Source organism: Heliomicrobium modesticaldum Ice1 (assembly GCF_000019165.1).
Lineage (GTDB): Bacteria > Bacillota > Desulfitobacteriia > Heliobacteriales > Heliobacteriaceae > Heliomicrobium > Heliomicrobium modesticaldum.
Genome location: NC_010337.2, coordinates 1,270,872 through 1,283,942, shown reverse-complemented (window position 1 = coordinate 1,283,942; position 13,071 = coordinate 1,270,872). Strand labels below are relative to the sequence as shown.

The following is a 13,071-nucleotide window of genomic DNA, read 5'->3' as shown; positions in this document are numbered from 1 at the left end:
ATGGTTCGAACAGACCGCCGCGCATTGCGCCTCGTCCACCTCTACCCGGACCTGCTCAACCTTTACGGCGACCGGGGCAACATCATCACCCTGCTCCGGCGCTGCGAGTGGCGGGGGATCCCCCTTGCTGTCGAGCGGGTCTCTTTAAACGACCGCTTCGCCTTCACCGACGCCGACCTGGTCTTCATGGGCGGCGGTTCCGACCGGGAACAGACGCTCCTGTTCCGAGACTTTCAAGAGCACAAAGGTCCCGCCCTTGTGGAGGCTGCCGAAAGCGGCCTGCCCCTGCTCTCCGTCTGCGGGGGCTACCAACTCCTGGGACGCTATTACCGCACCCACACCGGAGCAGAGATGCCCGGTCTGGGCCTTTTCGACGCCTGGACAACGGCGGGGTCGACACGCCTGATCGGCAACGTCGTCGCCGAAGCGCCTTTCCTCGGCGACGGCGTGAGCCTGGTAGGCTTTGAAAATCACTCGGGCCGCACCTTTCTCGGCGATCGCGGCGGCATTCGACCCTTGGCCCAGGTCGTCGCCGGCCACGGCAACAATGGAAAAGACAAGGGCGAAGGGGCCGTCTACAAAAACGCCATCGGCACCTACCTGCACGGACCGGTGCTGCCCAAAAACCCGGCGCTGGCCGATTGGCTGATTGCCCGCGCCCTCGAACGGCGCTACGGTGACGGCAGCCTGACGCCCCTGGCCGATACGTGGGAACGAAAGGCCCACGGCTCGGTAGCCCGCCGCTTTGCCTCCCGTTAAGGCCACTGTCCCGCCGCACGCCGCATCAGGGCGCAGTGGAGCAGATCCGTCTCGCTGGCGATAAAGCCGTCACAACCGGCCGTCTCGATCAATGTTTCCAACGCCAACAGCCCTGCCGGGATGATGTCGGCCCGTTCGGGCTGAAGTCCCGGCATCTGCCGGCGCGCCTCCAGGTCAAGGGCGCGCAGCCTTGCGCCTATGTCGCGCAACCGGGCCAGCGGCAGATAAAAGCCATGGACCTTTTCCGGGGCATAGGCGGGCAGTTCCTGGGCGATAGCCGCCGCCGTCGTCGCCGTCCCCCCCACGCCGATGAGGAGGGGATTGCCGCCCTCGTCGCGCAACCGTCGGATCGCCTCGGCGGCCGGCGTCCAGAGCCGGGCCACCTCCGCCTTTCCCCAGCCGTTTTCCGTCAGCCGAACAGCGCCGAGCGGAAAACTCCGCCGCCACCAGCCGCCGTGGCGAAAGACCACTTCGCCGCTACCGCCGCCGATGTCGACAACGACAGGAATCCGTCCCTCGCTCAGACTCGACGACAGGCCGCCGACGGCGCCTTCGTAACTGAGATGCCCCTCCTCCTCTCCGGAGAGGACGGTCACAGAAAGGCCGAGCTCTTCAAAGACGCGCCGACAAAAGGCGACGCCGTTGCCCGCCTCACGGACAGCGCTCGTAGCAAAGGCCGCCACCCTACCTGTATCCACACCGAATGAAGCCATCGCAGCCAGCCCGGCAGCGAGCACATCCAGTGTGCGCTGAACCGACTCAGGATGCAGGTCGCCGGTGCGTTCCACCTCGCGGCCGAGCCGCGTCGTATCGAGGCGACGCCACAAGGTCTGCATGCCCTCCTCCGCCACCTCGGCGGCGAGAAAACGCACCGAGTTAGAACCGATGTCGATGGCGCCCCAGCGATTGTCCTTCACCGTCATGTCACTCACCTCCCCCCATAGGAAAAGCATTTCCGCCGCTCGAGGACGGAAATGCTTTTTTAATCGCGAATCTCCTGGGCATGTTGGGTGTCCTTCTTCAAGGCGTTGCCGGGGCGGGTCCGCACCACCATCATCTCGCCCGGTTTTACCAAGCCCAACTGCTGACGGGCCACCTGCTCCACATAGGCGTCCGAGGCGAGCCATTCCTTCTCTTTCTCCAACTGCCGTCGCTCGGCGCGCACCTGTTCCAGTTCCGCCGACAACCTGTCCGACTCCCGAGCCAACTGGCGCTGTTGCAGAAAGGGCGGGAGCGCCGCCAATGCGAAAGCGACGATGACTGCCGCAACCATCGCCCACTTCATACCCATACCGCTCCCCTTGCGAGGACGCCGTAGCGGCTGCCGTTGTTGCTGCGGCGGCAACTGCAGCCGCCGCTGTTGCTGTGTCTCTGCCGGATGCGCCAAGGGCCTCACCCCTGTCCGAATGCTTCTTGCAATAGTGGGGCTTTCGGCGCGCCGCCCTGAAAATCCTTCCTCACCACAGCGGGAATGAGGAAACTTTTTCCCTTCGTTTATGCCGCAGGAGGCGGGCCCGGCGGACGGCGCAACAAGGCCTGCAGGCGCCCGATCAGCCGCTGCCAGGTGCCTCCCGTCCTTTGCCCCAGCCAGCGCCGGGCACCTGCGCTTTTTAGCCCCAAAAACCGCTTAAAACGGCCGGTGAGACGGACCAAGCGGGCGCGCCAACGACCTATGGCCTTGCAGGACGGCGTCCATAAGCGGCGATAGACCCAGCGCATCCCCCGTCCTCCCGTCAGGTAGATCCAGCGCAGCGCCTGCCGCCCGGCGCGATACAGAAAGATAAAGGGGAACGTCACCAGGTACCCCAGCGTCTGCAACAGGTGCAGGATCAGTTCCAGCATGCCTTCCCAAAAGGCCCGGACCTCCTCGGTCATGAACCGGTAGTACAGGCCCAGTCCGCAGGCCAATCCCAGGAAAAGATACAGGCGAACCTCCCCCCAGTGACCCCAGAGCAGGAGGAAAAAGAAAAGCCCCGCGCCGATCATCCACATGAACACATCGGCGACGGCGACCCACCACCTTCGCCGACCCACCCCTACTATCGTCCGGTACAGGTCGAAGGCCGTCCCCAGGACCAATCCGCCTACAGCCGACAAGACAAACCCGTAGACCTGCTGGGCCAGCGGCGTCACGGTCATCCCCCCTCGTAACCCCTTCGGTTACCGCAGCAGGCGCTCCAGCAGATTCTTGCCCTTCTGCTTCAAGTTCTGGGGAGAATGCTCCTCTACATATTGGACAGCATCGATCCGCCCCTCGACAGATAGGACTTTATCATCCAGGTTCAACTGGGTGATCTGCAATCCCTCTCCGCGCAACAACAGGGGGCCGCGCACCGTCACCATGTAGATCTCGACTTCATCGAAGGCGCCCACCTGGGTGACCCCTCGAATGGTGATGCTCTTCCGGTCTGTGACCGCAAAACCGTGAGCTTTATCGCCATGAACATCCATTGGAAGTTCCTCCCTCTTCAAAAAATAAATACGCCTCCCCAACATGGTTATGTGGGCAGGCGTATGATCTAGAACGGGAGTAAAGGCAAGCGCTTTGTCAATCAAGGGCAAGGGACTCCTCTCGGAGGACCCGGTAAAGGTCTCTCGCCTCATCGACCCGCGCGTTCTCTTTTACGTCGGTGATCTCCACCTCAATGCGTTTTTGGGGAAACTGCAAGGTCAGCCGGTCCCCCGGTTGCACCTCCGTTCCCGCTTTGGCCGGTCGGCCATTGACGGTGACACGACCGCCGTCACAGACCTCTTTGGCCAGGGTGCGCCGTTTGATGATGCGGGACACCTTCAAAAATTTGTCGAGACGCAAAAAAATCCCCCCACAACGAAAATCAGGTTCCCCAGGGAAACCTGACCTCAACGCCGATGATGTATCCGGAAAAACTATGCCTCCATAGCGTCCCGCAACGATTTGCCCGCCTTGAAGGTCGGCGTTTTCGACGCCTTTATGATGATGGTTTCGCCCGTTTGGGGGTTACGGCCTTCCCGCGCTGTCCGCTCGCGAACTTTGAAAGTCCCAAAACCAAGCAACTGGACCGTATCTCCCGCCTTTAACGCCTCTTGCACGACGGCGAAAAAGGCATTGACGGCTTTTTTCGCATCCTCCTCGGTTAGTTGGGCCTTTTCAGCGACCGCACTCACCAATTCGGCCTTGTTCACCGTTACCCCTCCTCATATTGATCGCTGTAAGGTTATTCGCTACATACCCATCTTTTCCTTCCGGCTCGTTATTATTTTCGACTATTTAAGCCAAAATATTCCTAACGGAGCCATTCCGCCCCCTTCGGTTGATCACGTCTGCCCTTCCCGTGCCTTCGCTTCTTCCCAGTAGACATCCAATTCTTCAATGGCGCAACGGGCCATCTCCCGGCCGTCGCGACGGCAGCACTCTTCCACATGGCGGAAGCGACGGATGAACCTGTCTACTGCCCGTTGGAGCGCCTCCTCAGGGTTGATCTGCAAAAAGCGGCCCACGTTGACAACAGCGAAAAGCAGATCGCCCAGTTCGTCGCGAAGGCGGACGATATCCCGCGCTCTACTTCCGGCCGAATGGAAACCGCCGTCCAACCTGCCATATCCGGCGGCCTCCAACAATTCTTCCCACTCTTCCTGCACCTTGGCCAGCGGTCCCTGCTCATCGGGCCAGTCAAAGCCGAACCGGGCTGCCTTCTTCTGCACCTTCTCGGCCCGCAACAGCGACGGCATGGCCGTCGAAACCCGGTCGATCCCAGAAGGGCTTCGCGACGGCTTGTCCCCTTTCTCTTTAGCCTTGATGGCCTCCCAGTTGACCAAAACTTCCCCGACGTCAGCCACCTTCGTATCGGCGAAGACATGGGGGTGGCGGCGGACCATCTTCTCGGTGATCGTCTCCACGATCTCACTGATCCGGAAGCGGCCTTCCCCTTCAGCGATCAGGCCGTGAAATACGACCTGCAGAAGCACGTCGCCCAATTCCTCTTTTAACTTGCCGTCGTCGCCAAGATCGATGGCCTCCAGCACCTCGTAGGCTTCTTCCAGGAGATAGGGCTTCAAGCTTTGATGGCTCTGCTCGCGGTCCCAGGGACAGCCGCCGGGAGCCAGCAGCCGCGCCATCACCTTGACAAGCGGGTCGAGGGCATAGTCGGCTCGCCCGTCCGCCGGCGGCCCTGAGATCGCTGCTGACCGCTTCTTCAAATCCTCTGACGCCTCAACAGGCCGGTTCGCGTCCACTGCCGACAAGGGCGGCACATAGACGCTGGTGAGGTGATCGACCCAGTCCAGGCGATCCAGTTCGTAGAGAGGGATCACGGCGATCCGCTCTTCCCCGGCGACCCCCGCCGCCCTGATGACCGTCACCGGATGTTCATCGCCGTAACGCTCCATCAAGGTCAGCTTCACATCAGAGGCGATCCGCCGCCCATAGACCTGGGTGATCACCGTTGCCCGCCGTCCACCCAGGTCCTCCGGCGCCAGATCCAGTCCGTCCAGCACCGTCAGTCCTCGCGCCGGGTCAAAACCCACAGCCGTGTAGAGGGCCTCCAGAAAACTGACGCCCGGGATCACCTCGACAGACCAGTTGCGGCGGCGAGCCTCATCGAGCAGCAGGGCGACAGCCTTTTCGCCGACCCGGGGGTGGCCCGGGACGGCGAAGGTGATCGGACCCGCTTCAGCCGATTCGATCAACCGGCGGGCGATCTCACGATAGAGGCCGTCAAAGGATTCGGCGGACTCATAGAGGGGATCAAAGGTCTCAAAGACAAGACCTGCTTCCTTGAGGAAAGGAACGGTCGGATGAATGGCTGTGCGCAAAAAAAGCCGGTCGGCCCGGCAAAGCGCCTCCCATCCTGCACGCGTCAGCTGTCCCGGATCGCCTGCGCCAAGGCCGACAACGGTGATCAGCGGTCCCCTTGATTCGTTGACAGGTATATTCTGACTCATGTTCTCTGCACACATATCCTCTTTATTCCCACCTTGAAAGCTTTTGCTAGGCGCCCCAAAAACGGCGATGCCAGGCGGCCAAAGGGGGGCCGACGCGCGGCAAGAGAGCCAGGTCCCGTTCCTGGATGCCGCCGATGGCGAGCATCGTCAGAACGTAGACGATCCCCGCAGTCGCTACCGAAAGGGCAAGGCCGATCCAGCCGCCGGCCACAGATGTCAGATAAGGCGCGCCAGAAATGGCATAACCCGCCATCATTGTAGCAGCGAGGGCTGGTTTCAGCAAGGCGGCGCCCCAGGGGAAAGAAAAACCGCCGCGCCAGCCGATATAAGCGAGCACCAGCAAGGCCGAGAGCAGGAAGGCCCCGTTAGAACCTGCCGCCGCGCCGATCAGCCCCCAACGGGGCAACAGGATGAGATTGCAGACCACCTTCAAGGCAGCCCCCAGGGCGAGGGCAAACACAGGAAAGGCGGTTCGTCCCATCCCCTGCAGGCCCGCCGAGGCCACCTGGTAAAAAGCCGTCGGAATGATCGATGGCGCCAGCCAAAGCAGCGGCTCCGCCGCGCCGGGCGCCTGAAAAAGCCCTTCACAGATCGGCGCGGCCAAAGCGGCTAGACCGAAGGCAGCCGGCCAGGCGAGCATGCTCGACAGGCGCATGGCCGACCGGTACCGTTCGATCGCGGCGAGGCTGTTGCCCCCCTTCCAGGCGCTGGCGATAGCCGGAACCAGGCTGGCGCTCACGGCGCCGGTGACGATAATCGGAAAACCGACCAGCGCCGCCGCCATCCCGGAAAACTCACCGAAGAGCGCCGCCGCCTGGTGAGCCGAAAAACCGGCGGCCTGCAAACCCCGGGGAATCAGCGCCGCATCGACCGTCTGCATCAGAGGGATCACCAGTCCGCCGATGGAGATGGGGAGAGATAAGACGAGCAGAGACTTCCACATGGCCAGCAGGTCCGCGCCGCCCCGAAGAGCCCCGCGCAAGGCGCCCGCCAAAGGCGCACCGGCCATACCGCTCGGAAAAGCGCGGCCAAGACGGAAAGGGTCCGCCGATCCGGTCCAGGCAACTGCCGCTTCCGCCTGCCCCGCACTGTAAGGCCCGCTCCGGCGCCAGGCGTAAAAAAAAAGCCACAGCACGGCGAGGCCCGCCATTCCGCCGGCTACCGCGCCGGATGTCGCCCCGGCAGCGCCTATATCGACACCGTAGCGGACCAAAATACCGCTGACGGCGAGGATGATCCCGACCCGGACGATCTGTTCCACCACCTGAGAGAGGGCCGTCGGCGCCATCTGCTGATAACCCTGGAAAAAGCCGCGATAGGCCGCCATCAGCGCCGTCAGCAGCACCGCCGGCGCGATCGCCCAGAGGGAATAGAGGGTCCGGTCGTCTCTCAGCACGACGCGAGCGATCGTCTCCGCATAGGCGAGCAACAGCAATGTGGCTCCACAGCCCAAGGTGAGCAGGAGCCAGAAAGAGGCGAGAAAAAACCGATAGGCGCCGGGATGGTCCCCTCGGGTGGCCCGTTCCGCCACCAGGACCGAGATAGCGACGGGCAGACCGGCTGTGGCCAAGCTCAAAGCCACCGTATAGACGGGATAGACCATCTGATACAACCCGACGCCTTCCGAACCGAGGATCCGGGCCAGGGGAATGCGGTAAAAGGCCCCCAAAAACTTGCTGACGATCCCGGCGCCCGTCAGCCAGAGGGCACCGGTCAGCAGACGTTGTCCGCCGGAAGTCCACCACGACGTCATGGCGCCACCCTCCAAGCGCAACAAAGCATAACCGAACGGTTATGCTTTGGTAGTGTCATTGTTCCATCTGTTTGGCGAGGAAACCGGCAGCCGTTTCGGCCAGTTTGATCTCCATGTCGCCCATCTTGACATTGGGATCCTTCGATGCCAGAATAACGGCGCCGATGGGGTCTCCCTCGGCTATGATCGGCGCTATAACTTCAGCAGAAAACTTACAATCGACATCCTCTTCCGTCGACGGGCAACCCTTGCAATGACTGTGTTCGCCCGGTTTCTGAATCAAAATGGCCTTCCGCTCTTCCATCACCCGTTCGACAGCGGGGCCGATCGGTTTGCCCAAAAACTCTTTCTTCGGGGCTCCTGCTACGGCGATGATATTATCCCGGTCAGCGATACAGGCGATATGGCCTGTGGCCTCGCTCAAGGAGTCCGCATATTCCTTTGCAAAGTCCCCTAATTCGCCGATAGGCGAATATTTTTTCAGGATGACCTCCCCTTCGCGATCCACAAAGATCTCGAGGGGATCTCCCTCCCGAATGCGCAGCGTCCTCCGGATCTCCTTCGGGATCACCACGCGCCCGAGATCATCGATTCGCCGTACGATGCCCGTTGCTTTCATCCCTTCACCATCCCTCCTTTGCGGGCCCTGACTTCGGGGTTCCGGTTCAGTGATAGTATATATCCGACAAGAAAGGGTTATTCATTTTTTTCCATTCATTGAAAGGCAATCCCCGAACCGTCAGACGGTTCGGGGATTGCAGCTGAAGGCCTATTTTCCCGGCTGGGCGTTGCCTGCGGGGTCTTGGGTAGAGCCTTGCGGGGCTTGCTGGGCAGGCGGTTGCGCCGCTGGCGCCTCCGGCAGCTTGCGCTCGATCTTGGCCTGGGCCTTCACATCGGCGAACCACGATTCAAAGCGCTCCTGTTTCCGGTCAGCGCCCAGATCGACGCGGATCTGGTCCTTCACCTCGTCAAAACGCTGCTGGCGCGCTTCTTTGATGTCTTCCACGCGGATCACATGATAGCCAAAATTGCTCTTGACCGGCGTGCGCGACGTTTCACCTTTTTTCATAGAGAAGGCGGCGTCGGAAAACTCCTTGACCATGTCCTCCGCTTGAAAGTAGCCCAGGTCGCCCTTGTTCTGCGCAGCCGTGGAATCTGTCGATTTTTGGACGGCCAACTGAGCGAAGTCAGCGCCCCGCTCCAACTCAGCGATGATGGCTTTGGCCTCTTCCTCTGTCTTCAGAAGGATATGGGACGCCTTCACCTGCCGGTTTTGCTTGAATTTATCAGGGTTGTCCCGGTAGTACTTTTCCACATCAGCGTCAGAGATCTGAATATCGGACGTAACCGCGTCATAGAGCCCGTTGAAGATCAACCGGGTGCGGATAATGCCGCTCAGTTCATCCTCTGTCAGTCGGTACCGTTTCAGGGCCTCCTGGAATTCGGCGTCAGAAGGGAATTGCTGTTTCTCCTTCGCCAGTTCCGCCGCTACCTGCCCATCGGACACCTCGATATTTCGCTTCTTCGCTTCTTGCGTAAAGAGCATTTCGTCGATCATGTGCTCCAATTCCTGCCGTTCCAGGTTGGCCATGAGTTCCTTGGAATCGGCGCCGCCGGAGCGAGAGAGCTCCTCTTTGTAGCGGTTGATGCGCTTATCCAGATCAGACCGGGAGATCGTCTCTCCATTCACCGAGGCCACCACATTGCCGCCGCTGCTGCATCCGGCAGCCGACAACAGCGCAGCGCCCATGAGGAGAAGGGCAATCGTTTTCATTATTTTATTCAAAATTTCACGGCCTCCTCGTCTCGTATAGGCCGATTATACCACCGGCTCTCCCCCCGGGCAAGCCGAAGGGCGACCCGATCTTTTCCAGGGACGCCTTGCCTACTTGCGCCCCACAGGCGGCCATTTGGCGGTCTGTGCGCCGGCGCTCCGAGGGGCTGTGCCAGCGCCGAAAGCAGCGCTGGCGCTGGCTCTCGCGCCAGCGTTTTCGCCGGCGCTTTTCCCGTAGGCTGCCGCTTTGCCATCGACCGTGCGCTTGTCGACCGAAAGGCCTCGCCCAGCGGCTGCCCCGTTCCCTTCCTCCCCACCCTGGCCACAGCCGGCGATGATGGCCAGCGAATGTTCGAGCAACCGAAGCAGTTCCCGCGGTTTGACACGGCCCGGCTTGATCCGGATCTCAAAGCCGCCGGTGGCCGAAAAATTGACCTTGCGGCCAAGGTGCTGCACAAGAGCGGAAACGGCCTTGGCCTCCACCTTGGCATGGGGAAAGAAGCGGATGCGCAGTTCCTCTTTTTCCTGCTGCACCGCCGAGACACCGGCCTGCTGGCCGTATGCCTTGATCCGGCTCAAACTGACCAGGTTTTCCACCGGTTCGGGAGGATCGCCGAAGCGGTCCTCCATCTCCTCCTCCAGCGCCTCCACCTGGTCCACCGTGCGCGCCGCCAAAAGCCGCTTATAGAACTGGACCTTAGACAACGAATCGGCCATGTAACCGTCAGGGATGAAGGCGTCGACGCGGATATCCACGAAGGTCTCCGGCGCCTCTTCCGGCTTGGCGCCCTTCAACTCCTGGATCGCTTCCTCTAAGAGACGGCAATAGAGGTCGAAGCCGACTGAGGCCATCTGGCCGTGCTGCTCGGGACCGAGCAGGTTGCCGACGCCGCGGATCTCCAGGTCGCGCATGGCGATCTTAAAGCCGGAACCGAGTTCGGTGAACTCCCGGATGGCATGGAGGCGCTTCTCTGCCACCTCGGTGAGCACCTTGTCCTTGCGGTAGGTAAAAAAGGCGTAGGCCAGCCGGTTGGAGCGACCGACGCGACCGCGCAGCTGGTACAATTGCGAGAGGCCCATCAAATCGGCGCCGTCGACGATGAGCGTGTTCACATTCGGGATGTCGAGGCCAGTTTCAATGATGGTGGTGCAGACGAGGATGTCGTACTCGCCTTCCAAGAAATCGAGCATCACCTGTTCCAACTGATCCTCGCGCATCTTGCCGTGGCCGACGACGATGCGGGCATCGGGGACGAGCGCACCCAGGTCACGGGCGATGCGATCCAGGTCCTCGATCCGGTTGCGCACATAGTAGACCTGTCCGCCTCGGTTCAGTTCACGGCGGACAGCCTCGCGGATCAACTCAGGGTTATACTCGACCACGTAGGTCTGGACGGGGTAGCGGTCCTCCGGCGGCGTCTCGATGATCGACATGTCCCTGAGCCCCACCAAGGACATGTGCAGGGTCCGCGGGATCGGCGTCGCCGACAGGGTGAGCACATCGACGTTTTCCTTCAGGTGCTTGATCTTCTCCTTATGGGCTACGCCAAAGCGCTGCTCTTCATCGATGATCAGCAGACCCAGGTCCTTGAAGGACACGTCGTTAGAGACGAGACGGTGGGTGCCGATGACGATATCCACCTCGCCCGATTTGAGCCCCTCCAGGGAGGCCTTTTGTTCCTTGGGCGAGCGAAAGCGGGAGAGCACATCGACCCGGACGGGATAGCCGCTGAAACGCTCCCGGAAGGTGTTATAGTGTTGCTGAGCCAGGATTGTCGTCGGCACCAGAATCGCCACCTGCTTGCCATCCTGGACGGCCTTAAAAGCGGCCCGGATGGCCACCTCCGTCTTGCCGTAGCCCACATCGCCGCAGAGCAGGCGGTCCATGGCCTTCGCCTTTTCCATATCTGTCTTGACCTCGGCGATGGAACGGGCCTGATCGGGCGTCTCCTCGTAGGGGAAAGCTTCCTCAAACTCCTTCTGCCAGGGCGTGTCGGCCGAATAGGCGTAGCCGGGCTTGCTCTCCCGGGCGGCGTAAAGCTTGAGCAGATCGCCGGCCAGCTCGCGGACTGAATCCTTGACCTTCTGCTTGACCTTGTGCCACTCATTGCCGCCGAGCCGGTAGAGCTTAGGGGCCACCCCTTCGGCGCCGACATACTTCTGAATCAGGTGCACCTGGTCAGTGGGCACATAGAGGCGGTCCTCTCCGGCGTAGCGAATCACCAGATAATCCTTGTGGACGCCGCCCACTTCAAGCTTTTCTACGCCCATATATCGCCCGATGCCGTGGTTGACGTGCACCACATAATCGCCCAGGGCCAGGTCGACGAAGCTGTCGATCCTCTGGCCTTCCCGGGCCGACTTGCGAGGCTTGCGCGGCCGTTTCTCGCGGCCGAAGATCTCCAAATCGGTGATCAGGACCAGCCGGGCCTGCACCAGTTCGAAGCCGGCCTCCAACTGGCCCACGCCGACGGCGACTGTCCCGGGATGCAGCTCTGCATCAATGCCGGGGACGGGCTGCGCCTCGACACCGTAATCGCGCAAGGCGTCACAGATGCGGTCGCGCCGCACCGTCGAGGCGGCCAGGATCAAGACGGCCATCCGGCGTTTTTTATAGTTTTTCAACTCCTCGGCCAGCATGTCGAGCTTGCCGAGAAAGGGATGCATGTTCTTGGCGTTGAATTGGATCGTGTCCTCGACGGTGACCCGCTCGATCTTTTTGGCCAACAGGGCCAGGTGGATCACCCTATGACCGGCCAGTTCCTCGACGAGGTCGTTGTAGTGCCTATAGACGTTGCGCTGCGCCGGCAGGACGCTGCCCGCTTCGAGCAGGTGGACAAAGGTCTCTGAGATCTCCTGTTCCTTGGCTTCAGCCGACTCTTTCAGGCGTGTCGGCTCGTCCCAAAAGACGATCGTCTCCGGATGCAGGTAGCTGAAGAGGGAGACCTGATCGGGGTAAAAAAAGTTCTGAAACTGCTCCAACCCTTCCACCCAGATGCCCTCGTCCAGTTGCTCCAGATAGCTGTCAATCTTCGCCTGCAGCCGCGCCGCCGCCTCCTGGCAACCTGATTGGAGCAGTCGCTCCCGCGCGGTCGCCGCTTCCTTCTCCAGTTCCCGCCGGCCTTGGGCCAAGGTCTCCGCCGCCAGCAGCATCTCCCGCGCCGGACCTGCGGCGTAGCGGTCCTGTTTCTCCTTCGAACGCTGCGTCTCTACATCAAAGAGGCGGATGGAGTCGATCTCGTCATCGAAAAACTCGATGCGCGCCGGCAGGCTCCGGGTGAGGGGGTACACGTCCAGGATCCCCCCGCGGAGGGAGTATTGGCCTGGCGCCTCCACCATCGGCGTCCGCTGGTAACCAAGATAGTGAAGCCGCTCCTGGATATGGCTCAGTTCCATCCGGCAGCCGACGATGAATTCTAGATCCGCCTCAGCCATCACCGCCGGGGGAACAAGTTTCTTCATCAGGGCGTCGATCGTCGTCACTACCGTCACCGGCTCGCGGCGGGCCAGGCGGGACAGCACATCGAGGCGCTGGGCCAACAGCTCGTGACTGGAGGTGAGCACCTCGTAGGGCATCACCTCCGTGGCTGGGAACGATAGAACCTCCTCGTCCGGCAACAGCACCTGCAGGTCCTCGGCAATCCGGCGAGCTTGCTGAATCGAATGGGTGACGACGCACAAAGGATGGCCCAAACGGCGGGCCATGGTGGCCATCAGCGCCGTGCGCTGGCTGGCGGACAAGCCAAAAACGGCCTGCTGGCGCCTCCCCCGCTTCCAGTTTGACCATAAGTGCTGAAACTCCGTTGTCTGCGCGATATATTCAAAAAGGTTGCCGCTAAGGGCCTTTTCGGCCATGGTCTCTACT

Annotated in this window: 12 protein-coding genes; 1 reads left to right on the top strand and 11 read right to left on the bottom strand. The window is 61.4% G+C overall.

Translation table 11 applies throughout. The features are described 5' to 3' along the window. On the top strand, window positions 1-759 hold the full coding sequence (locus HM1_RS05730; protein WP_012282364.1) for a type 1 glutamine amidotransferase: 759 nt from the start codon (window positions 1-3) through the stop codon (window positions 757-759). On the opposite strand, the gene HM1_RS05725 is transcribed toward HM1_RS05730, so the two are convergent. From HM1_RS05725 to mfd, 11 genes are all read right to left on the bottom strand, one after another. Next, the gene (locus HM1_RS05725; protein WP_012282363.1) at window positions 756-1,682 is read right to left on the bottom strand and encodes a Ppx/GppA phosphatase family protein; all 927 of its coding nucleotides are present in this window, start codon (window positions 1,680-1,682) and stop codon (window positions 756-758) included. The two genes, HM1_RS05730 and HM1_RS05725, sit on opposite strands and share 4 nt — an antisense overlap. 59 nt (window positions 1,683-1,741) lie before the next feature. After that, window positions 1,742-2,146 (bottom strand): FtsB family cell division protein, encoded by a 405-nt coding sequence (locus HM1_RS14525; protein WP_148207093.1) that lies wholly within the window; start codon window positions 2,144-2,146, stop codon window positions 1,742-1,744. 107 nt (window positions 2,147-2,253) lie between these two features. After that, a complete protein-coding gene (yabQ, locus tag HM1_RS14520) occupies window positions 2,254-2,892 on the bottom strand; it encodes a spore cortex biosynthesis protein YabQ (protein ID WP_187147816.1) in 639 nt (212 codons plus the stop codon). A 27-nt stretch (window positions 2,893-2,919) separates the two neighbouring features. Next, window positions 2,920-3,210 (bottom strand): YabP/YqfC family sporulation protein, encoded by a 291-nt coding sequence (locus tag HM1_RS05710; RefSeq protein ID WP_012282360.1) that lies wholly within the window; start codon window positions 3,208-3,210, stop codon window positions 2,920-2,922. Window positions 3,211-3,307: 97 nt separating this feature from the next. Beyond that, window positions 3,308-3,571: an RNA-binding S4 domain-containing protein gene (locus tag HM1_RS05705; protein ID WP_012282359.1), complete on the bottom strand. Its 264-nt coding sequence runs from the start codon at window positions 3,569-3,571 to the stop codon at window positions 3,308-3,310. A gap of 74 nt (window positions 3,572-3,645) precedes the next feature. After that, window positions 3,646-3,921, bottom strand: a complete 276-nt coding sequence (locus HM1_RS05700) for an HU family DNA-binding protein (protein WP_012282358.1) — start codon at window positions 3,919-3,921, stop codon at window positions 3,646-3,648. A 132-nt stretch (window positions 3,922-4,053) separates the two neighbouring features. Then, window positions 4,054-5,679, bottom strand: a complete 1,626-nt coding sequence (yabN, locus tag HM1_RS05695; RefSeq protein ID WP_064504615.1) for a bifunctional methyltransferase/pyrophosphohydrolase YabN — start codon at window positions 5,677-5,679, stop codon at window positions 4,054-4,056. Window positions 5,680-5,725: 46 nt separating this feature from the next. Continuing rightward, on the bottom strand, window positions 5,726-7,432 hold the full coding sequence (locus HM1_RS14515) for a putative polysaccharide biosynthesis protein (protein ID WP_012282356.1): 1,707 nt from the start codon (window positions 7,430-7,432) through the stop codon (window positions 5,726-5,728). Window positions 7,433-7,487: 55 nt separating this feature from the next. Continuing rightward, window positions 7,488-8,051, bottom strand: coding sequence for a stage V sporulation protein T (spoVT, locus tag HM1_RS05685; RefSeq protein WP_012282355.1), 564 nt, complete (start codon window positions 8,049-8,051; stop codon window positions 7,488-7,490). Window positions 8,052-8,201: 150 nt separating this feature from the next. After that, window positions 8,202-9,218, bottom strand: a complete 1,017-nt coding sequence (locus HM1_RS05680; protein WP_012282354.1) for a peptidylprolyl isomerase — start codon at window positions 9,216-9,218, stop codon at window positions 8,202-8,204. Between the two features lie 99 nt (window positions 9,219-9,317). Continuing rightward, window positions 9,318-13,061: a transcription-repair coupling factor gene (gene mfd, locus HM1_RS05675; RefSeq protein WP_012282353.1), complete on the bottom strand. Its 3,744-nt coding sequence runs from the start codon at window positions 13,059-13,061 to the stop codon at window positions 9,318-9,320. Between the last annotated feature and the right edge of the window lie 10 nt (window positions 13,062-13,071).

Excerpts from the sequence above, each read along its gene's own strand:
- HM1_RS05730 (WP_012282364.1), top strand. The coding sequence starts at position 1 with ATGGTTCGAACAGACCGCCGCGCATTGCGCCTCGTCCACCTCTACCCG.
- HM1_RS05725 (WP_012282363.1), bottom strand. The coding sequence starts at position 1,682 with ATGACGGTGAAGGACAATCGCTGGGGCGCCATCGACATCGGTTCTAAC.
- HM1_RS05710 (WP_012282360.1), bottom strand. The coding sequence starts at position 3,210 with ATGGATGTTCATGGCGATAAAGCTCACGGTTTTGCGGTCACAGACCGG.
- yabN (WP_064504615.1), bottom strand. The coding sequence starts at position 5,679 with ATGAGTCAGAATATACCTGTCAACGAATCAAGGGGACCGCTGATCACC.
- HM1_RS14515 (WP_012282356.1), bottom strand. The coding sequence starts at position 7,432 with ATGACGTCGTGGTGGACTTCCGGCGGACAACGTCTGCTGACCGGTGCC.
- spoVT (WP_012282355.1), bottom strand. The coding sequence starts at position 8,051 with ATGAAAGCAACGGGCATCGTACGGCGAATCGATGATCTCGGGCGCGTG.
- mfd (WP_012282353.1), bottom strand. The coding sequence starts at position 13,061 with ATGGCCGAAAAGGCCCTTAGCGGCAACCTTTTTGAATATATCGCGCAG.